Below are 20,084 nucleotides of genomic sequence, written 5' to 3' on the forward strand. Positions count from 1 at the left end.
ATCGAGAACACCATGCCAAGGGTCGAAGCCCAGTCAGGCAGCGCGGTGTAGTGCAGGTGGTGGGGACCCGCCCAGATGTAGATGAAGATCAGGGCCCAGAAGTGGATGATCGACAGTTTGTAGCTGTAGACGGGACGCTCGGCCTGTTTGGGGATGAAGTAGTACATCATGCCCAGGAAGCCCGCAGTCAGGAAGAAGCCCACGGCGTTGTGGCCATACCACCACTGGGTCATTGCATCCTGCACACCGGCCATCAGCGACACCGAGCGGGAGCCGAAGAACGACACCGGCACGGCGAGGTTGTTGACCACGTGCAGCATGGCGACCGTGACGATGAACGACAGCAGGAACCAGTTGGCAACGTAGATATGCGGCTCTTTCCGCTTCAGCAGGGTGCCCACGAACATCAGCAGGTAGGCGACCCAGACGATGGTCAGCCAAAGGTCGATATACCATTCGGGTTCCGCATATTCGCGGCCCTGCGAGCCACCCAGAACGTAGGAACTCGCGGCGAGCAGAATGAAGAACTGGTAGCCCCAGAAGACGAACCAAGCCAGGTTGCCGCCCCACATGCGCGCAGCGGTGGTCCGCTGAACGATATACATGGACGATGCGATGAGCCCGGTGCCACCGAAGGCGAAGATCACCGCCGACGTGTGCAGCGGCCGCAGACGACCGAAGTTCAGGTAGCCCTGGGCCCAATCGAAGTTGAGCTGCGGGTAGGCCAGCTGGAAGGCGATGATGACACCCACCAGGAAGCCCACGACGCCCCAGACGGCCGTCATGATGACACCGGCGCGAACCGGGCCATCCAGATATTGTGTTTCCAGCACCTCGGCAGGAACCGGTTCATCCGTGCGGCGCAGCTGCCACAGGAAAAGACCTGCCGCTGTCACCATGACCAGGATCATGTGGATCATAAAGATCATGTCCCGGGCGTAACTGGCCGCGATGGCGGCCAGCACCGCCACGAGACCAAGGATCAGTAGCTTCAAGTAATCAAGCATCGATCGTCCCTTCGTCGTGCCCCGGTAGCGACTCATCGAGCCATCCGGAGCTGTTCCATCTGCCTCCCAATCGCGCAGGTGCAGCAAAGGGGCCTTGATCCATGTCAAGTTGGGCAGATGTTCCTGTTGATGCAGGTCAATGTGTCCCGCAGGCACCAAGATTATCGATGGAGTCAATCATCCATGGAGGACCACAGGAATGGCCTACAAGAGCGTATTCACGGCGATCACAGACCTGGCCGATGTCGGACCGGTGCTGGAGGCCGCGCTGCCTTTCGTCTCGGCTGAAGGCGCACATATCGATGTTCTGTGTCTCGGGATCGACCGCACGCAGACCGGATACTATTTTGCCGGCGCAACCGCGCTGATGCACGAAGAAACCCTGATGCACGCCCAGAACGAGGCACGCGCCATTGAACAGGCCGTGCGCGACATCCTGGGCAAGAGCGACGTGAGCTGGGGTGTCGAGGCGGTCGTGGCCCAAACCGCCACCGTCGCTGGTCTCGTTGCCAAGCGCTCTCGCTTTGCGGACCTCGTGATGCTGCCCAAACCCTATGGCGAAAGCCGCACCATGGATGCGCCCGTGGTCGTGGAAGCGGCCATGTTCCAGGGTCAGTCCCCGGTCATGGTGCTGCCGGACAGCAAGCCTGCAACTTCGAGGCCCACTCGTGCTGTCGTGGCCTGGAACGAAAGCGCAGAGGCCATGAACGCGGTGCGCCGGGCGCTGCCGCTGCTTGTGGCCGCGGACGAGGTCGAGATCCTGATCATCGACCCGCAGCGGCATGGCAACGAGACATCGGACCCGGGCGCGGAACTGTCCAAGATGCTCACCCGCCACGGTGCCAAGGTCGATGTCGCGATCGTGCCGCGCACCCTGCCCCGCGTATCGGACGTGATCCTGCGTTACGTCGCGGACAAGGATGCCGACTTGCTGGTGATGGGCGCATATGGCCATTCGCGGTTCCGCGAAGCGATCCTGGGCGGGGCAACCCGCAACCTCCTGGAGATGGCCGAAGTCCCCGTTCTGATGGCACACTAAGCGCAGAACCGAAGAGACCCGAAAAAGGGGTGCCGGAAGGCGCCCCTTTTTCCATTTTATTTCAGAATACTAGCTTGCCCGTCCACATGAAGGGTAAGGTGCCGCTTGATTAAGTGTTATTTATACACTATATTGAGTCGCAGAGCATTTGACCCAACCCATAAGGACCCGAAACCATGTTCTGCACCGGCCATACTCAACAACGCCCTGTTCCCGTCCGCGCCGCTTCTGCCACCACGAATGACCGTCGCGTGCGCAGCGCACAGCCCAAGGCCCCCCGCCACGTCTTCACGGACTGGGCCAGCATCTGAGACTGCGGTTGTCGTGACTATATGAAGACGCCGCCGTCGGCGTCATCCCCGGTTTCATCCATCAGCGCCTCGACATCGGGCACGATGATGTGGCGCTTGCCCTGAAGCTCGATCACCCCGTCCCGCTTCAAGGCAGACATCTGGCGGCTGACCGTTTCCAGCGTCAGCCCAAGGTAATCGGCCATCGCTTCGCGCGTCAGCGGCAGATCGAAGGCCATCGAACTCGCATCCGCACTGTTCTTGAGGGTCGCGTCGCGCCGCGCGATGATCGACAGGAAGCTGGCAATCTTCTCCCGCGCGGTCTTGCGCCCCAGAAGCAGCATCCATTCGCGGGCCGCATCCAGTTCGTCCAAAGTCATTTCCAGCAAACGCTGGCTGATATGCGGTGTTTCTTCGATCAGGCCCTGGAACGGGACCCGCCGGAAGCAGCACAGCATCACATCCGTTGCCGCGGTCACGTCATAAGCCACTGATTCGCGATTCGGACGGCCCAGGAAATCGCTTGGCAGAAGCAGGCCGACCATCTGTCGGCGACCGTCTTCCATGGTCTGAGTCAGCGAAGCCACGCCCTCCACGACGGAGGCCACGAAATCCATCTTGTCGCCGGCCCAGGCAATGGTCTGCCCGGCCTCGAAACGCCTATAATACTTGATCGCGTCAAGCTTTTCGAGCTCGTCTGTCTCGCATCGGGCACACACCGCCCGGTGCCGGATCGGGCAGTCTGCACATGCCATTTCCGGCAGGGCCAAGGATCTGTTGGGCATGGGCGTTCCCTTAAATTCCGATCGTCATGAGATCGTTTGATCTCGATCAAATACATCCTGTTCGTCGCTCCCTAAGGATATTCCAATGGAAAATCTTGCGCAACTTCGTCGCCTCGGTCTCTTCGAGGCAAAAGTTCCGCGCTACACCAGCTATCCGCCCGCCACGAAGTTCTCGAACGACGTGGATTCTGGTGTGTTTGCGGAGTGGATCAGCACGATACCCGCGGGCACGCGGGTGTCTTTGTATATGCACGTGCCGTTCTGTCGCAGATTGTGCTGGTTCTGCGCCTGTCGCACACAAGGTGTGCGAAGTGATGAACCCGTACGCGCTTATGTGGAAACGCTGAAGCAGGAAATCCGGCTTGTCGGCCAGATGCTGCCCGAGGGGGTTGAAGTCGCCCGCCTGCACTGGGGCGGCGGCACGCCCACGCTTTTGGGGGCTGGCATGATCAGCGACCTGGCCGACACGATCCACGGGGCCTTCACCCATAGCGACGATCTCGAGTTCTCGGTCGAGATCGACCCGAACGAGATCGACGGCGACAGGCTGGACGCCCTCGCAGGGGCGGGAATGAACCGCGCGTCGATCGGCGTGCAGGATTTCGATCCCGGCATTCAGAAGATCATCGGCCGCATTCAAAGCTATGATGTCACCCGCGAGGCGGTGGAACAGCTTCGCGCCCGCGGCATCAACTCGCTCAATGCAGATATCCTGTTCGGCCTGCCCGAGCAGACGCAAAAGCGGATCGCCGACAGCGTTCAGATGTTGCTGTCGCTCTCGCCCGACCGGGTTGCACTCTACGGCTATGCGCATGTGCCGTGGATGGCCCGGCGCCAGTCCATGATCCCGACCGACTCCCTGCCCCGCCCCGAAGAGCGCCTGGAACTGTTCGAGACCGCCCGGCGCCTGTTCAAGTGGGACGGCTACCAGGATATCGGCATCGACCATTTCGCCAAGCCCGATGACGGGCTGGCCGTGGCCGCCCGCACCGGGCACCTGCGCCGCAATTTCCAGGGCTACACCGACGACACCTGCGAGGTGCTGATCGGCCTTGGGGCATCGGCGATTTCCAAATTCCCGCAGGGCTTCGCCCAGAATGCATCGGGAACCGCCGATTACCAGAAGGCCGTGCGTGCGGGGCAGCTGTCCACCGGGCGCGGGCATGTCTTCAAGGGTGAAGATCGGCTGCGCGCCCGCCTGATCGAGGCGCTGATGTGCGACTTCCGCATCGACAGCGCGGAAATCCGGGAAAGCTTCGGCGTTTCGGAAAGCAGCCTCGACACGCTTTACAAGGCGGCGGAAGTGGCATTCCCCGCCATGGTGAGCCGCGATGCGGACGGGTTTTCGATCAAGCCCGAGGGGCGGGCCCTGGCGCGCCTGATCGCGCGCAACTTCGACGAATACGAGATGCGCGAAGAGGGCCACAGCTCGGCGATCTGAGCCACGCAATGAACTTCGACAAAGGGCGCCCTTCGGGGCGCCTTTTTCCTCAGCCCGTGCCCTTGGCTTGAAGATCGAAGGCTGCGGCCATCAGCTGCCTGGTATAGTCGGTGCGGGGATTGCCGAAGATCTCGGCATTGGTGCCCGCCTCGACGATGTCACCCTGCTTCATCACGATCACCTTGTGGCTGAGCGCGCGAACCACCTTCAGGTCATGGCTGATAAAGAGATAGGCCAGATCGTGTTTCTTCTGAAGCTTGCGCAGCAGTTCGACGATCTGCACCTGCACCGTCATGTCGAGTGCGCTTGTCGGTTCGTCCAGCACCACGAGACGCGGGTTCAGGATCATTGCCCGCGCAATCGCGATGCGCTGGCGCTGACCGCCGGAAAACTCGTGCGGGTAACGGTGCATCATGGCCGGGTCCAGCCCAACCTCGGTCAGGATATCGGCCACAAGCTGCGTGCGGTCATGGTCCCCGGTGACGCGGTGCACGCTCAGCCCCTCGGCCACGATCTGTTCGACCGTCATGCGTGGAGAAAGCGACCCGTAAGGGTCCTGGAACACCACCTGCATGTCCTTGCGCAGCGGGCGGATCTGAGTAGAGGACAGGCCCTGAAGTTCGCGCCCCTGGAAACTGATCCGGCCTTGCGAGGACAACAGCCGCAGGATGGCCAGCGCCAGCGTTGTCTTGCCCGACCCGGACTCTCCCACCACGCCAAGGGTTTCACCTTGCCGGACGGAAAGCGTCGCCTCATTGACGGCCTTCACATGGCCGACCGTCTTACGCAAAAGCCCGCGCTGAATGGGGAACCACACGCGCAGCGCGTCGGTGCGCACCACCTCTTCGGCGAAGGTGGGCACGGGCTCTGGCTCGCCCTTGGGTTCGGCCGCCAGCAGGGTCTGCGTGTAAGGGTGGCGCGGATTGGCAAAGATCTCGTCCGTGCGGCCCGCCTCGACGATCTCTCCGTTCTGCATGACGCAGACCCGGTCCGCGAAACGGCGCACGATGCCAAGGTCATGGGTGATGAACAGAAGGCTCATCCGCTCGGACGCCTTGAGATCGGCCAGAAGATCGAGGATCTGCGCCTGGATCGTCACGTCGAGCGCGGTCGTCGGTTCGTCGGCCACCAGCAATTCAGGTCGATTGGCCAGGGCCATGGCGATCATCACGCGCTGGCGCTGCCCGCCCGACAACTGGTGCGGATAGGCCTTCAGCCGCGATTCCGCATCGCGAATGCCCACCTTGTCCAAGAGTTCAAGGATACGGTCTCGTGCAGCGGCACCAGTCAGGCCCTGGTGCAGCTGGATGCTTTCGGCCAACTGCTTTTCGATCGTGTGCAGCGGGTTCAGCGATGTCATCGGCTCCTGGAAGATGAAGCTGATGTCATTGCCGCGCACCTTGCGCAGTCCCGCTTCGTCGGCCCCGATCATCTCGGCCCCGTCATACTCCACCGACCCCGTCACCTCGGCACTTGGCGGCAACAGCGCCACGGTCGAGAGCGCGGTGACGGACTTGCCCGACCCCGACTCGCCCACCAGGGCCACGGTTTCGCCCTTGCCCACCTCGAAGCTGACATTCTTCACGGCCCGCGTGGTGGCACCGTCCTGGGTGAAGCTGACGGAAAGATTTCTGACCCGAAGCAAGCTCATTGGAAGGTCTTCCTCGGGTCGAAGGCATCGCGCACGCCTTCGAAGATGAAGACCAGCAGCGAGAGCATGAAGGCGAAGGCGGTGAACGCCGTGAAGCCAAGCCAGGGCGCCTGGAGGTTGTTCTTGGCCTGAAGGGTGAGTTCCCCGAGCGACGGCGCCGAGGAGGGCAGGCCAAAGCCCAGGAAGTCAAGCGCAGCCAGCGACCCGATGGTGCCCGTGACGATGAAGGGCAGCATCGTCAGCGTGGCCACCATCGCATTGGGCAGCACATGGCGGAACATGATGACCCGGTTCGACACGCCAAGCGCCCGGGCGGCGCGGACATATTCGAAATTGCGCGCGCGCAGGAACTCGGCACGCACCACGCCCACGAGGGCCGTCCAGCCAAAGAGCGTCATCAGGAACACCAGGAGCCAGAAATCCATCCGGAAGATCGCGGCCACGATGATGATGATGTAAAGGCTCGGCGTCGCCCCCCAAAGCTCGATCACGCGCTGGAACAGCAGGTCGATCAGACCGCCGAAATAGCCCTGGACGGCCCCGGCCGCGATACCGATGACCGAGGTCAGGAAGGTCACGATCAACGCGAAAGCCACGCTCAGCCGGAAGCCGTAGATCACGCGGGCCAGCACGTCGCGCGCGGTATCGTCGGTGCCAAGCCAGTGCTGCGCATCGGGTGCCGACGGGGCTGAACCGCCGATATCGTTCACGGTGTTGTAGCTGTAGGGGATGGGCGGCCACAGCACCCAGCCCCGCATGTAGCCGGGCGCGGTTTCGGCCAGGCTCCCGTCGCGCGCGGCCTCGATGACGCCTTCGGGGTCGTCCCAGCAATCCTGCACCCCGCCAGAGATGATCAGGCATTGCACCTCGATATCGCGATAGACCGCCTCGGTGCGGAAATCTCCGCCGAAAGTCGTCTCGGGGTAGAAGTTGAAGATGGGGGTATAGATCTCGCCCCGGTAGCGCACCACCAGCGGGCTGTCATTGGCCAGGAACTCCGCAAAGAGCGAGATGAAGAACAGAACCCCGAAAACAACCGCGGACCAATAGGCGCGGCGGTTGGCCTTGAAGTTGCGCCAGCGGCGTTGATTGAGCGGCGAGAGACGGACAAGGGCCATGGCTCAGGTCTCCCGCGTTTCGAAGTCGATGCGGGGATCGATCCAGATATACATCAGGTCCGAGAAGAGCCCCACGACCAACCCGATCAGTCCGAACACGAACAGCGTGCCGAAGATTACCGGGTAGTCGCGGCTCACGGCCGCCTCGAAACCAAGCCGCCCCAGGCCGTCGAGCAAGAAGATCGTTTCGATGATGAGCGAGCCACCGAAGAAAACCGACACGAACACCGCCGGGAAGCCTGCGATCACGATCAGCATGGCATTGCGGAAGACATGTCCATACAGCACGCGCCCCTCGCTTAGCCCCTTTGCCTTCGCGGTCATCACGTATTGCTTCTTGATTTCGTCGAGGAAGCTGTTCTTGGTCAGCAGGGTCAGCGTGGCGAAGGCCGAGATGGTCGAGGCCAGCACCGGCAGCGTGATGTGCCAGAAATAATCCAGCACCTTGCCGATCAGGCTCAGATCTTCCCAATTGTCCGAGGTCAGCCCCCGCAACGGGAACCACTGCCAGTAGGACCCGCCCGCGAACAGAACCAGAAGCAGGATCGCGAACAGGAAGCCGGGGATCGCGTAGGCCACGATGATGACGCCGCTTGTCACCGTGTCGAAGCGGCTGCCATCGCGCACCGCCTTGCGGATGCCGAGCGGGATCGAGACGATATAGGCAATCAGCGTCGACCACAGCCCGAGCGTGATCGACACGGGCATCTTCTCCAAAACCAGGTCAACGACCGAGATCGAGCGGAAATAGCTCTCGCCGAAATCGAAGCGCAGGTAATCCCACATCATCAGGAAGAAGCGTTCGATGGCGGGGATAGGCTCGGCTGTGCAGGCCTCTTCGGACAGGTCCGGTTCGCCCTCGAAGCCTTCGGCGCAGACGATCCGGCTGAAGTGGAACTCCACTTCAAGCTCGGCGATGAAATCCGGCGGCAGGCCACGAGCACCAAGGTAGCTGTCTTCGCCGCCCCCCAAGTCGCCGCCGCCGCTTTCGGCGCCACCGCCAGATATGCCCGCGAACACATCCCCCTCGCCCTCCAGCTCGGCCAGGATCTGATCGATGGGACCGCCCGGAACGAACTGAACGAGTGCGAAGTTGATGACCATGATCCCGACCAGCGTCGGGATCATGAGCAGAAGCCGTCGGAGAATATAGGCGCCCATCTTGGCTTAGAACGCTCCTGCTTCACGAAGGGCGGCTTCCGCCTCGGGGTCGATCCACCAGAAATCGAGGAAGCCGAGCGAATAGGGCGGCAGGTTCTCGGGGTAGCGATACATGTCGTAATAGGCCACCCAGTGGTTCGGGTTGTACCACTGCGGCACGCGGAAGCGTTCCCATCGCAGCACCCGGTCCAGGGCGTGAACGGCAGTGTTCAGGTCCTCTTGCGTTTCCGCATCGACCACCGCCTCGACCAGCACGTCGATGGCCGGATCGGCCACGCCTGCCGGGTTGAAGACCGAGTCATTGGCGGTTGCCGACCCGAAATACTGGCGCAGGCCCGATCCCGGCTCGTAGCTCATCGGGAAATGGTCGGTGATGATGTCGAAGTCGTAGTCGCGTTCGCGCTGCGTGAACTGAGCGTTGTCGATCCGGTTCATGAAGGCGTTGACCCCGATCGCGGTGAGGTTCTCCACGTAGGGATTGATGATCCGGTCAAAGAGCGGCGACGCATTGAGGAACTCGATGTCGAGCGTCTGCCCCGCCTCGTTGCGCAGCATCCCGTCATCGCCCGGTTCCCATCCTGCCTCGGCCAGCAAAGCGGCAGCCTGGCGGGCCCGGCGGCGGTCGAAAGCCCGATCGGGGTTCGACTCGCCAAGCGCATAGGCGTTCTCGGTGAACACTTCGGGGCGCAACTGGTCACGCAGCGGCTCCAGCAATGCCAGCTCCGCCTCGGACGGCAGACCGCTTGCCGCCAGGTGGGTGTTCTCCCAGAACGAGACATTCGTGGTGTAGAGCCCGTGGAACAGGGTCTGGTTGGTCCATTCGAAGTTGAACATCAGCGAGATTGCTTCGCGCACCCGCACGTCCTGGAACTGCGGGCGGCGCAGGTTCATCACGAAGCTCTGGCCCGATGAAATGGTGCCATCGGGGATTTCCTCGCGCACCACGAGCCCCTCTTCGAGACTCGGGAAATCATAGGCGGTCGCCCACTGGTTCGAGCTCGACTCGCTGCGGAACGTGTATTGGCCAGCGGTGAAGCCTTCGAAAGAGGCAATCGCGTCGCCGTAATACTCGATCCGGATGGTGTCGTAGTTGTGCCGCCCCTGGTTGATGGGCAGATCATAGCCCCAGTAATCGGGATTGCGGCGGAAGATCGTGCGCTCGCCCACGTCGATGCGCTCGACGACATAGGGGCCAGAGCCCATCAGCGGCTCAAGGCGGCTGTCTTCGAAAGCGAGTCCCGAAGCGTCGTGGCTGGCCCGGCTGAACACGGGCAGACCGCCTGCGGTGTCGATACGACCCCGGATCGGCGACTCGGGGTTGAAGTCAAAGCGGATGCGCCGATCGTCCAGCGCCTCTGCCCCGGCCAGCGTCAATCCGATGGAAGCCCGGAAGGACGGCAGGCCTTCGTCACGCAGGATCTCGTAGCTGAACAGCACGTCCTCAGCCGTTACCGGGGATCCGTCGGAAAAGCGGGCTTCCTCGCGCAGGGTGAAGATCACGTAGGACCGGTCTTCGGGGAAGGCGATGCTTTCGCACAGCAGGCAGTAGTAGCTGCCCACCTCGTCCGCGGTGCCTTCCAGCAGGGATTCGAAGAAGATCGAGGCCAGCACGGCCGCGCGCCCGTTGCGCGTGTAGGGGTGCATCGAGTCGAACGACCCCGACCAAGCGAAAGAAAACTCGCCGCCACGCGGGGCGTCGGGGTTCACGTAGTCGAGATGCTCGAAATCTGGGCCATAGCGCAGATCGCCGAAGGTCGAGACACCATGAGTCACGGTCAGCGTGTCATCCTGGGCGAAGCCGGGTGCTGCCAACAGGCTGGCGGCCACGAGAGGAATAGCCATCCACCAGGAAACGGAGGGACGGGTCGCTTGGCGGGTTCGGGTCATGCTGATCTCCACTGCGGATGTCCTGCTTCGGTTTGTTATGGGTGCAAATACCGTAAGGACCAGCCCCGCCCCGGTTCAAGGTGAATTACGATTTCGTGACCCCGCAAACGAAAAAGGCCGCCCGGTTGGGCGGCCTCCTGCGCGGATCGGGTCCGAATCAGTTATCGAGCGAGTCGAGATAGGCAACCATTGCGGCGCGGTCTTCGATGTCGCGCATACCGCCATAAGACATCGCGGTGCCCTGGGCGTAGCCACGCGGGCTTTCGAGGAAGCCGTTGAGCGCCTCGGGCGTCCAGTTGCCCTCCAGGCCTTCCAGCGCGCCGGAGTAGCCGAAGCCGCCGACCGAGGCGATGTCGCGGCCAACCACGCCATAGAGCGACGGGCCGGTGCCCTGCACGCCGTCTTCGACGGAATGGCAGCTACGGCACTGACGGAACAGGCCTTCACCATCTGCCGGGTCCGCCGAAGCGAGGTAATCGGCGAAGGGGATTTCTGCCACTTCTTCGTCGCCATGGCCGCCGTCACCGGTGTCGATCACGTAGCCGGCGACGTGTTCGCCGTGTGCGTCATGTCCGCCACCGACACTATAGAGGCCGTCAGCAGCCCAACCGCCAAGAAGCAGGATCAGCCAGGCCGCGCACACGCCGCCAACGGCCTTTGTAAGGGTCATCGTGTCAAACATGGGTATCCTGTCCACATTTCGAGTTGGCGCGTATCTACCGACTTTCCTGCATGGCTTTCAAGGTGTAGTCAGCGCGACAGAACGACCTTGTTGAAGAAAGTCACAAAAATGACCGCTCGTATCGCCTTCCAGGGGGAACCCGGTGCCTATTCCCACCAGGCCTGCCGCGAGGCGCGCCCGCATCTGGAGGCGCTTCCCTGCGCGACATTCGAGGACGTGATCGAGGCCGTGCGCAACGGAGATGCCGTCGAAGCGATGCTGCCGGTCGAGAACTCGACCTATGGGCGCGTGGCCGACATTCACCGGCTCCTGCCCGAGAGCGGGCTTCATATCGTGGACGAGGCTTTTGTCCGGGTTCACATCAACCTGCTTGGCGTTCCGGGCAGCAGCGTGGCCGACATCACGGACGCCTGGAGTCACCTCGTGCTGTTGCCGCAATGCGCGGGCTTCCTGCGCAAGCATCAGATCAAGGGGCGGGTCAGCCCCGACAATGCCCGCGCTGCACGGGACGTTGCGGAAAAGGGCGACAAAACCCATGCAGCATTGGCCTCGGAGCTTGCGGGCGAGATCTATGGGCTCGATGTGCTTGCGCGCCATATCGAGGATCACGACCGCAACACCACGCGATTCCTGATCATGTCGCGCGAACCTGACATGACCCGCCGGGCCGATCACATGATGACCACCTTCGTGTTCCAGGTCCGCAACATTCCGGCGGCGCTCTACAAGGCCATGGGCGGTTTCGCCACCAACGGCGTGAACATGACCAAGCTGGAAAGCTACATGGTGGGCGGCAGCTTCACCGCCACCCAGTTCTATGCCGATATCGAGGGGCATCCCGACGACGCCAACGTGCAACTGGCGATGGACGAGCTATCCTACTTCACCTCGCATCTGCACATTCTGGGCACCTACCCGGCAGACCACCTGCGCGACTGACCAGTCCCTTCCTGTCAGCCCCGGTCCTGGATTCGGCGATATTCATCTTCGTATTCGTTGGCCAGAGCCACGATACGCGAATCGATCTTGGCCTGGATCTGCCTCCGCCCCAGCTTGACCGTCTGAAGAATCAGTCTTGCCGCCAGCGTTGTCGCGCGAAGGCTTGCCCTGGCGCGCACCAGCGTCTGTTCCGGCCCCAGGTCTTCGAAGGTCAGGTCAACTGTCACCGTCATGCCACCCACAAGCGTCTGCATCTGCGCATGTTCGGGCCGCACGAGCCGGGTCACGGTCGCCTCTACGCCGCGAGTCTTGCCCCTCACCATGACCGAGCCGCGCCAACCCACGCCCTCGGCAAGTTCGGTGAATCCGTTCACCCGGCGAATATCGGCACCATAGCCTCGCGCGGCGGCCTCGTAGCGGGTGAAGTCCCCAAAGCGGGAAAAGGCGAAGTCACGTGGAACGTCCACTTCTTCGCTGGTCTCGAAGATCATACTGGCTACCTTTCTCTGCTCGCGAAACTATGGAGAGATATGTGCCCCTCAGTCCAGCCGGTCCGCAAGCCAGTTCTCCATCAGGAAGCGGGCAATCGCCCCCTTGCGCGCAGGTTTCAGCACCGGGTGATTCCCGGCCAGCGCCTCGGCCAGGTCCTCACGGCTGATCCACAGCGCGTCGTCCAGTTCGGCAGGATCGACGGTGATCTCGCGGCTGGTGGCCTCGCCCCGGCAGCCGAACATCAGCGATGAGGGATAGGGCCAGGGCTGGCTGGCAAGGTAATCGACCTGCCCCACGGTGACCGCCGTTTCCTCGGCCACCTCGCGGCGCACAGCCGCTTCCATCGTCTCCCCGGGTTCGATGAATCCCGCAAGCAGCGAATACATCCCCTCGGGCCAGCCCGGCGACCGGCCCAGAAGCACGTCGTTGCCATGGGTGATCAGCATGATGACAACCGGGTCTGTGCGCGGGAAATGATGCGCCCCGCAATCGGGGCAACTGCGCTGCCAGCCGGCCTGCGTCATCCGGCTTTCCGCCCCGCAGCGTGCGCAGAAACGGTGCGACCGGTGCCAGCTCAGCATCGCTTTCGCAGTTGCGGCCAATTCCGCATCGCGTGCCGTCAGAAGGGTCATCGCCAGGCGGAGTTCGCGGAAAAGCTGCCCCTCGCCCGCAGCAGGATGGGCCTGAAGGCTTGAATCGGCAAAGCTGTTCAGCTCCAGCTCATCAAGGTCCTCGGGTTTCCAGCGGGAAATGTCCGCCGCGAAGCGCAGGGCACCGTCGTCATCGCCAAGAAAGAGCCGCTCGGCCCCTGCCTCGGCCAGGATCGGATGGTCGCCGGGCAACCAGACAAGCCGCAGACCATCGCCCGCTTCTTCGATCAGGGGCTTGCCCCGCCAGATCGCCAGGACGCTGCCACGCCCGTCTGCCAGCGCCCTGGCCAGGGCCGCCCCGTCCCCACGCAGGCCCGCCGCCCGGTCGAGCCCCGACCCCCCGAAAGTAACCGTTTCCGCCAGCTTCATCATCCCGCTTTCTGCTTGATTGCGTTAATCTTTTTTAAGCCACCTATGGCAGGAATGTCGCAAAGATGCGAAAGCGACGCAAACCGCAATGCCGCCATCCTGCGCGTCTGGTCATTTCCCCATTCGCTTGATCTAATCGGCCTGCGCAACAGCTAAACCAGAATTGCCCCGATGCGAACCCCGTCAGCCTTTACCGCCGACCAGACCCACGGTCGGCACCTGGAACTCGTTCTACTGGCCACGACGGACCTGCATGCGCATCTGCGCCCGTTCAACTACTATACCGACAGCGAAGGCGACCATCCCGGGCTTTCGCGCATCGCCACTCTGGTAGAGCGTCAGCGCGCGCTCCACCCCAATTGCCTGCTGTTCGACAATGGCGACACGCTTCAAGGCACACCCCTGGGGGATGTTGCCGTAGAGGCGCCAACGCCGGGACCGCATCCGATGATCGCGGCGATGAACGCGCTCGGCTATGACGCGGCGACAGTGGGCAACCATGACTTCAACTACGGGCTGGCGTTTCTGCATCAGGCCGTCGCGACTGCGGATCACCCGGTGGTGCTGGCCAATGTCACCCTTGCCGATGGCACCGCCCTGCTGCCCCGAAGCGTGATCCTGGACCGGGCCTTCCGGGACGCGGATGGACAGGCCGCCCAACTCAGGATCGGTGTCATCGGCCTTGCCCCGCCGCAGATTACCAAGTGGGATGCGTCGCTGCTGAAGGGCCGGGTGGAAACCAGCCCCATCGTCGCCACCGCCAAAGCCGAGGCCACCCCGTTGCGCCAGGCCGGCGCTGACCTGGTGATCGCGCTCTGCCATTCCGGCGAAGGCCCGTCGGTTGACGCGGACGACCTCGAAAACGCCCTGCTGCCGCTCGCGGCCTCAGGCGCGGTTGACGCGATCGTTGCAGGGCACACGCATCGGCACCTGCCCCGCGACGGCATCGCCTTTGCCTGCCCGGTCGTGCAGCCAGGCTTCTTCGGCAGCCACCTGGGCCAGATCACGCTCACGCTGCGAGACAGTTCGGAAGGCTGGCAGGTGGTGGGGGCGCACACGATGCTGCATCCGGCGACCGGCCCCGACGCGCCAGCGTCCCCGGCTCTGATGCGCCTGTCAGAGCAAGCGCACGAGGCAACGATCGCCCATGCGCGCCGCCAGATCGGCATAACCGAAGCACCGCTCGAAACTTTCTTCGCCCTTGCAGGGGACAGCCCCACCCTCGCCCTCGTGGCCGAGGCCGGGCGCGCCCATGCTGTCCGGGCGCTGAAGGATCACCCGCTGGCGCAGCTGCCCATCCTGTCTGCCGCCGCGCCCTTCAAGGCTGGCGGTCGCGGGGGGCCGGGTGCCTATACCGACATTCCCGCAGGCCCCCTGTCCCTGCGCAATGCGGCCGACCTTTACCCGTTTCCGAATGCCCTTCATGTCCTGCGTGCCAGCGGCGCCGACCTGCGGGACTGGCTGGAGCGGGTCGCCAGCGCGTTCAACCGGATCGACCCGGGCTCGAACGGACAGACGCTGCTCGACCCCGGTTTTTCGGGTTACAATTTCGATGTGCTTTTCGGGCTGAGCTACCGTTTCGACCTGTCGGCCCCCGCGCGCTATTCAGCGGATGGAGAGCAGAGCATCCCCGGCCCGGGTCGCGTGCGCGCGCTCAGCCATCAGGGCCGCCCCCTGTCCGATGACGATGCAGTCCTCGTGGTCACCAACAGCTACCGCGCGGCGGGCGGCGGGCATTTCATGGCCCCACCCCGCTGCGACACCGTTCTGGCAGAGACCATATCGGTCAGAGAGGTCGTGACCCGCCATATCATCGGCAGCTCCCCGCTGCGCCCCAAGGCACAGCCCACATGGGGGTTCGAACCGATGGGCAGGACCGAGGTCCTCTACGAAACGGGACCGGGGGCCGTGACCCATACCGAGCGCATGGACGCTCTCGGGCTTGCACCGGTCGGCCCTGCGGACGGGGGTTTCTTCCGTTTCACCCTTCGCCTCTGACGATCACAGCCGATCGGCGTTGAAAGTATCGCAATCGCCGACACGGCCTGCGGCGCGGCCGATCTCGAACCACCGCGCCCGCTGGTCCGAGGTGCCGTGGGTGAAAGTATGCGGGTTCGGCTGACGCCCCGCGCGCGCCTGCAGGTAATCGTCGCCGATCCGGTGCGCCGCGTTCAGTGCCTCCTCGACATCCCCGCTGTCCAGTAGCTCCGCCACGTGATGCGCCCAGACCCCCGACAGGCAATCGGCCTGAAGCTCCACCCGCACCTGGAGCGCATTGGACTCACGCTCGCTCGCGCCTGCGCGCAGTTGCTGCACCTGGCCCAGGATGCCCAGTTCATTCTGAACGTGATGGGCGACTTCATGGGCGATCACATATGCCGCGGCGAAGTCTCCTTCGGCGCCAAGCCGGTCTGCGAGAAAGCCGAAAAAGGCGGTATCAAGATACGCGCGCCGATCGGCCGGGCAGTAGAACGGCCCGGAAGAGCCTGACGCTCCGCCACAACCGCTTTGCGTCACCTCGCTGAACAGCACGAGTTGCGGCGGCGTGTAACTGCGCCCGACCTGCGCAGGAAAGAGCTCGGCCCAGACCCCTTCGGTGGTGCTGAGCACCCGCGCCGCGAAATCCCCGGCCTGTTGCTCGGCCTCGGTCAACTCGCGCGGTTCAGAGGATTGCTGCGATGGTCCCGCCTGCTCCAGCAGCGGTGTCACGTCGATCCCGGCGAAATAGCCGATCGCCAGAACGACCAGCAGCCCAATTCCACCGATGCCGCCAGCCGCCCGACCACCCCTTCCCCGCCGATCCACGACATTGCGACTGCGGGACACGTTTCGAAGGCGCATGGTAAAATCCCTCAACAAATAACCTTGGTCGGAAGCCTAGCTCACAGGGGGCAGGCCCGCCTAGCCCTGCCCTTGCGAAACGCCCCCTGATCCCTTACATGCCGAGTCGAGAGGTTGGCGCGGGCAAGCGCCTCGCCAACCTGGTCAGGACCGGAAGGTAGCAGCCACAACGAGCCCCGCTTGGGTCGATGTCCAACCTCTCACCCCTCAAGACACCGGAGGATTGATGGATATCGCCGCACCCCTCCGGGCCCGCGCTGCCTGACCCTGCCCGGCACCGTCCGCCCGGCCCCTGAGAACCCCGCCCCGCAGGGGCGGCCTCCTCTCGTGTCTTACCGGGACCAGATCATTGACCGACATGACCCTTTCCGACCTTGGATGGTCGGCCCGCTTCGCCGCCGAGATCGCTGACGATCCTGCGCAGATTGCCAACGTTTTTCGCCTGTCCGCCGTCGCGCGCGACCGGCTGACTGGGCTTGCCCCCGATGGTGAACGCCTGCTGCTGCCGCCCTCGGACCGCTCGACCGGCACCTTCGCCGTGGGCGATTGGGTGCTGATAGACCCCACCCGCCAGCGCGTGATCCGGCGGCTGAGCCCAGTCACGGAACTCACGCGCCGGGCGGCGGGAACCGGGGCAGAGCGGCAGCTGATCGCCGCCAATGTCGACACGCTCGGCATCGTCACCTCCTGCAATGCCGATTTCAACGAGGCGCGGCTGGAGCGTTACCTTGCGCTGGCCGCAACGGCGGGGGCCCTACCGCTCATCGTGCTGACCAAGGCCGATCAATGCGACGACCCGCGCGCCTTCGTGCGCCGAGCCGAGCGTCTCTCGCCACTGGTGACCGCGATCGCCGTGAATGCCACGGACCCCGATGATGCAGCGCTGCTGGCACCATGGTGCCGGGCGGGGCAGACGCTGGCACTGGTGGGCTCGTCCGGCGTGGGCAAGTCGACGCTGTCCAACGCGCTGATCGGCGGGCACCTGGCCACGGCGGGGATTCGCGAGGATGACGCCAAGGGTCGCCACACCACGACCGCGCGGGGCCTTTACCGGACGCGCGCGGGCGGCTGGCTGATCGACACGCCGGGCATGCGGGCCCTGCGCCTGTCAGATGCGCGCGCGGGGGTCGACGCGGTCTTCGCCGATCTTGATGAGATCGCCCGCACCTGTCGCTTTTCCGACTGCCGGCACGAGGGTGAACCGGGCTGCGCCATCGCCGCCGCCATCGCGGCGGGCGAGGTCGCGCCCGAGCGCCTGCGCCGCTGGCAGAAACTGCGCGCAGAGGATGCCCGCAATTCCGAAACGCTGGCCGAGGCCCGCGCCCGCGACAAGAGCTTCGGCAAGATGGTGCGGAACGTGATGAAGGAAAAAACCCGCAGGCGGGACAGCTAGCGCAGCCTCGGCATAGCGGCCACGACCACCCTGACCCGCATCAAGCCTCCGGCAGGTGCCAGAGCGTCGGGACAGGTCGGGCGCGGCGGGCACGTAAGTCAACAGTGCAACGGGTTCAGCGTCTGCATCAGGTCGCGGGTTCTGCACCACCTCCCGAAACGGCCCAAAGCCTCTGCTCCTCGGTCTCGACCGCGCAGGGCCGTACCGCGCGCAATCGCGCCAGCGCCTGCGACCCCAGTTCCCCTGTGTCGACCATCATCCGCAACAGCGCCATGCCCGACCGGCCGCACCCGCCATAGCAATGCGCCAGCACCCGCCCGCCCCCAGACAGGAGCGCCGCCGACTCGGGCCAAAGGCTTTGCACGTCCTCGGGCGGCACGCCGAAATCGGGGACCGGCAGGTGCCGCCACCCGATACCTCGGGCGGCCAGGTCGGTCCCTATCCCTTCCGCACCATGCAGGACCATCTCGGGCAGCGTTGTCATGCTCAGAACCACGTCCGGGCGCCATGCCAGGACGGTTGCGAGATCCTCCGCATAGGGGTTGAACCGCCCCGGCAAGGGGCAGATGCCCAGCACTCCACCCCCTGCCTCAAGCTCGGCGATCACGAATCCCATGTCAGGAAACCCCCTGATCCACCACCTGCCCCGGATGCGCCTCGGCCCAGTCCGCCAGGAAGGCGGCAACTTCCTCATCCCCGGCAAATTCGATCGACGGGCGCGGCAAGGCAACCCCCTGTTCCAGCGCCAGACGCAGGCACCCAAGGTGATCGCGCTCCGCCCTGTGGGGGTTGTTTTCAGACCCGTGAATGATCGTTGACAAAAGCGTGCCGCCATAGCCGTTGACATGGCTCAGATCAGGCCGCAGCGACAGAAGATAGCCCATGACGTCCGGCAAACCTTCCCATCCCGCGATCTGCACCGGCGTCAGCCCCTCCCCATCCGGACGGTCGTATTCCAGACCCATGGCCACCAGGCGTTTCACATGGGGCAGCTTGCCCGGAAGATGCAGGATCAGCCGAATGAGGTTGCGATAGGCCTCGGGCAGCGTCGCGGGGTCGACATAGCGGCCCTCCGGCACGGGCCCCTCGACGGCCTGCACCAGCAACCGCTCTGCTTCGGTCAGATCGGGAAAATTCCCCCGCGCCTCGATGGCCCGCGAAAGGGCTTCATTGCCGAAAACCCTCGCATAGCCATAAGCCGTGCAGCCTTCATGAACGCGGCCCGGATCCGCCCCAGCCTCCAGCAACACATCAATCATCTCTGGCCCGCACATGCGCCGTGCAGCCTGGTGCAGGGCGGGCACGACCCAGGGGGATTCGCCCCCCACAGGCGTATCATCGAAGTCATCCGCCCGCGCCCCGTGCGCCAACAGCATCCGCACCGCCACGGGGTCATGGAAATCCATGGCGCGCAGCAGCGCATTGGTGCCCCGCGGGTCCGCCCCCGCCTCCAGCAGCATCCGCAACCCCTCGTGATGTCCGAGCTCCGTCGCGTGATAGAGCGACTCGCCATCGTTCGGATCGGCGCCGTGGTCCAGCAGCCAGCGCCCCAGCACCATGTTGTTGGCATGCCCGATTGCACCGTAAAGCACCGAGAGCCGGTGCTCGCTGCCCGGCCCGACCGGTCGCCCGTCATTCACATCCGCCCCGTGGGCCAACAGCATCTCGGCGATGGCGATCATGTCGCCCTCGCGCTCGGGCTGCGCATGGATGCGCTTCGAAAAGGCCAGGAAGCAAAGCGGCGACTGGTGCGCCACCACGCGCGTCGCCCGGCCCGGATCCTCTGCCAGCATCCGTGCCACGGCGTCTCGCTCCAACAGCGCCACCTGAAGCCCGAACACCCCCAGGGCCAGATCTGGCGTCTCCGCCAGCAACCGGTCCACGCGGGCATTCTGCCCATGGGCCAGTGCGATTTTCAGCCACTGAAGCCGCGCCGCCCGGTCCATGCCCTGCAGCTCCACCGCGTCCTTCAACGCTGGCCAACTGGCAAAGCCCGCCTCCTGAGCGATCACGTGAAGGTAGTCCGCGTGCTTCAACACGGCCCCGGCCTCACGCGGCGGATGCACGGCGAGGCGCTCGAGGGCAACGGGGTCTCCGGCCGCATGGACCTTCTTCAGCGCCTTGGCATCGCGGCGCAACTGGTCGAGGGATTTCATCTGTCGGTTTCCTCACGAAACGCCCACAGGTCCGCTGATCCGGGCAGGAGAAACACCGCGAAACGGTCTTCTTGTCGAGACAGGGGTGCCGGTGACGGCTGTCCGCGGACCTGGATGCCGCCCCTCGCGGCCCCTTCATCCTAGTCCAGCCTAACGGCTGCGCCAAGCCCGCACCGCTTAACA

General features: G+C 64.1%; 17 protein-coding genes and 1 other RNA gene. 6 read left to right on the plus strand and 12 right to left on the minus strand.

The window, feature by feature from the left end:
* On the minus strand, nt 1-1,007 hold a 1,007-nt coding region (locus ACEQXV_RS15775; protein ID WP_370269966.1), incomplete at its 3' end, for a cbb3-type cytochrome c oxidase subunit I.
* Nucleotides 1,008-1,206: 199 nt separating this feature from the next.
* On the opposite strand from ACEQXV_RS15775, the gene ACEQXV_RS15780 reads away from it, so the two are divergent.
* Nucleotides 1,207-2,046: a universal stress protein gene (locus tag ACEQXV_RS15780; RefSeq protein WP_370251942.1), complete on the plus strand. Its 840-nt coding sequence runs from the start codon at nt 1,207-1,209 to the stop codon at nt 2,044-2,046.
* Between the two features lie 328 nt (nt 2,047-2,374).
* Here ACEQXV_RS15780 and fnrL read toward each other — a convergent pair whose 3' ends face one another.
* The gene (gene fnrL / locus ACEQXV_RS15785; protein ID WP_370251943.1) at nt 2,375-3,121 is read right to left on the minus strand and encodes a transcriptional regulator FnrL; all 747 of its coding nucleotides are present in this window, start codon (nt 3,119-3,121) and stop codon (nt 2,375-2,377) included.
* A gap of 85 nt (nt 3,122-3,206) precedes the next feature.
* On the opposite strand from fnrL, the gene hemN reads away from it, so the two are divergent.
* A complete protein-coding gene (gene hemN / locus ACEQXV_RS15790) occupies nt 3,207-4,562 on the plus strand; it encodes an oxygen-independent coproporphyrinogen III oxidase (protein WP_370251945.1) in 1,356 nt (451 codons plus the stop codon).
* Nucleotides 4,563-4,611: 49 nt separating this feature from the next.
* On the opposite strand, the gene ACEQXV_RS15795 is transcribed toward hemN, so the two are convergent.
* The 5 genes from ACEQXV_RS15795 to ACEQXV_RS15815 all read right to left on the minus strand — a co-directional run bounded on the left by ACEQXV_RS15795 (nt 4,612) and on the right by ACEQXV_RS15815 (nt 11,061).
* Complete coding sequence (locus ACEQXV_RS15795; RefSeq protein WP_370269968.1) at nt 4,612-6,213, minus strand: ABC transporter ATP-binding protein; 1,602 nt, start codon at nt 6,211-6,213, stop codon at nt 4,612-4,614.
* A complete protein-coding gene (locus ACEQXV_RS15800; protein ID WP_370251947.1) occupies nt 6,210-7,331 on the minus strand; it encodes an ABC transporter permease in 1,122 nt (373 codons plus the stop codon). Before ACEQXV_RS15800 ends, ACEQXV_RS15795 begins: the two co-directional genes overlap by 4 nt.
* A 3-nt stretch (nt 7,332-7,334) precedes the next feature.
* A complete protein-coding gene (locus ACEQXV_RS15805; protein WP_370269971.1) occupies nt 7,335-8,492 on the minus strand; it encodes a microcin C ABC transporter permease YejB in 1,158 nt (385 codons plus the stop codon).
* Between the two features lie 6 nt (nt 8,493-8,498).
* Nucleotides 8,499-10,379 (minus strand): extracellular solute-binding protein, encoded by a 1,881-nt coding sequence (locus ACEQXV_RS15810; protein WP_370269973.1) that lies wholly within the window; start codon nt 10,377-10,379, stop codon nt 8,499-8,501.
* A gap of 157 nt (nt 10,380-10,536) precedes the next feature.
* Nucleotides 10,537-11,061: a cytochrome c family protein gene (locus ACEQXV_RS15815; RefSeq protein ID WP_370251951.1), complete on the minus strand. Its 525-nt coding sequence runs from the start codon at nt 11,059-11,061 to the stop codon at nt 10,537-10,539.
* A gap of 108 nt (nt 11,062-11,169) precedes the next feature.
* On the opposite strand from ACEQXV_RS15815, the gene ACEQXV_RS15820 reads away from it, so the two are divergent.
* Entirely contained in the window at nt 11,170-12,000 is an 831-nt protein-coding gene (locus ACEQXV_RS15820; RefSeq protein ID WP_370251952.1) for a prephenate dehydratase, read from the plus strand.
* Between the two features lie 14 nt (nt 12,001-12,014).
* Here ACEQXV_RS15820 and ACEQXV_RS15825 read toward each other — a convergent pair whose 3' ends face one another.
* Nucleotides 12,015-12,491: an SRPBCC family protein gene (locus ACEQXV_RS15825; RefSeq protein ID WP_370251954.1), complete on the minus strand. Its 477-nt coding sequence runs from the start codon at nt 12,489-12,491 to the stop codon at nt 12,015-12,017.
* 48 nt (nt 12,492-12,539) lie between these two features.
* Entirely contained in the window at nt 12,540-13,511 is a 972-nt protein-coding gene (gene nudC, locus ACEQXV_RS15830) for an NAD(+) diphosphatase (protein WP_370251983.1), read from the minus strand.
* A 171-nt stretch (nt 13,512-13,682) separates the two neighbouring features.
* Here nudC and ACEQXV_RS15835 point away from each other — a divergent pair, with 171 nt between their 5' ends.
* Nucleotides 13,683-15,509: a bifunctional 2',3'-cyclic-nucleotide 2'-phosphodiesterase/3'-nucleotidase gene (locus ACEQXV_RS15835; protein WP_370269975.1), complete on the plus strand. Its 1,827-nt coding sequence runs from the start codon at nt 13,683-13,685 to the stop codon at nt 15,507-15,509.
* A gap of 3 nt (nt 15,510-15,512) precedes the next feature.
* On the opposite strand, the gene ACEQXV_RS15840 is transcribed toward ACEQXV_RS15835, so the two are convergent.
* The gene (locus ACEQXV_RS15840; protein ID WP_370269977.1) at nt 15,513-16,352 is read right to left on the minus strand and encodes a neutral zinc metallopeptidase; all 840 of its coding nucleotides are present in this window, start codon (nt 16,350-16,352) and stop codon (nt 15,513-15,515) included.
* A gap of 107 nt (nt 16,353-16,459) precedes the next feature.
* On the opposite strand from ACEQXV_RS15840, the gene ffs reads away from it, so the two are divergent.
* Nucleotides 16,460-16,558: signal recognition particle sRNA small type (gene ffs / locus ACEQXV_RS15845), an RNA gene on the plus strand.
* Nucleotides 16,559-16,710: 152 nt separating this feature from the next.
* Nucleotides 16,711-17,745, plus strand: coding sequence for a ribosome small subunit-dependent GTPase A (gene rsgA / locus ACEQXV_RS15850; protein ID WP_370251984.1), 1,035 nt, complete (start codon nt 16,711-16,713; stop codon nt 17,743-17,745).
* A 127-nt stretch (nt 17,746-17,872) separates the two neighbouring features.
* Here the strand turns inward: rsgA and ACEQXV_RS15855 are convergent, their stop codons facing one another.
* A complete protein-coding gene (locus ACEQXV_RS15855; RefSeq protein ID WP_370251958.1) occupies nt 17,873-18,361 on the minus strand; it encodes a protein phosphatase in 489 nt (162 codons plus the stop codon).
* A 1-nt stretch (nt 18,362) separates the two neighbouring features.
* Nucleotides 18,363-19,901, minus strand: a complete 1,539-nt coding sequence (locus ACEQXV_RS15860) for an ankyrin repeat domain-containing protein (protein WP_370251960.1) — start codon at nt 19,899-19,901, stop codon at nt 18,363-18,365.
* Nucleotides 19,902-20,084 lie beyond the last annotated feature (183 nt).

Origin of the sequence: Nioella sp., assembly GCF_964229645.1 — a bacterium.
Taxonomy (GTDB): Bacteria; Pseudomonadota; Alphaproteobacteria; order Rhodobacterales; family Rhodobacteraceae; genus Nioella.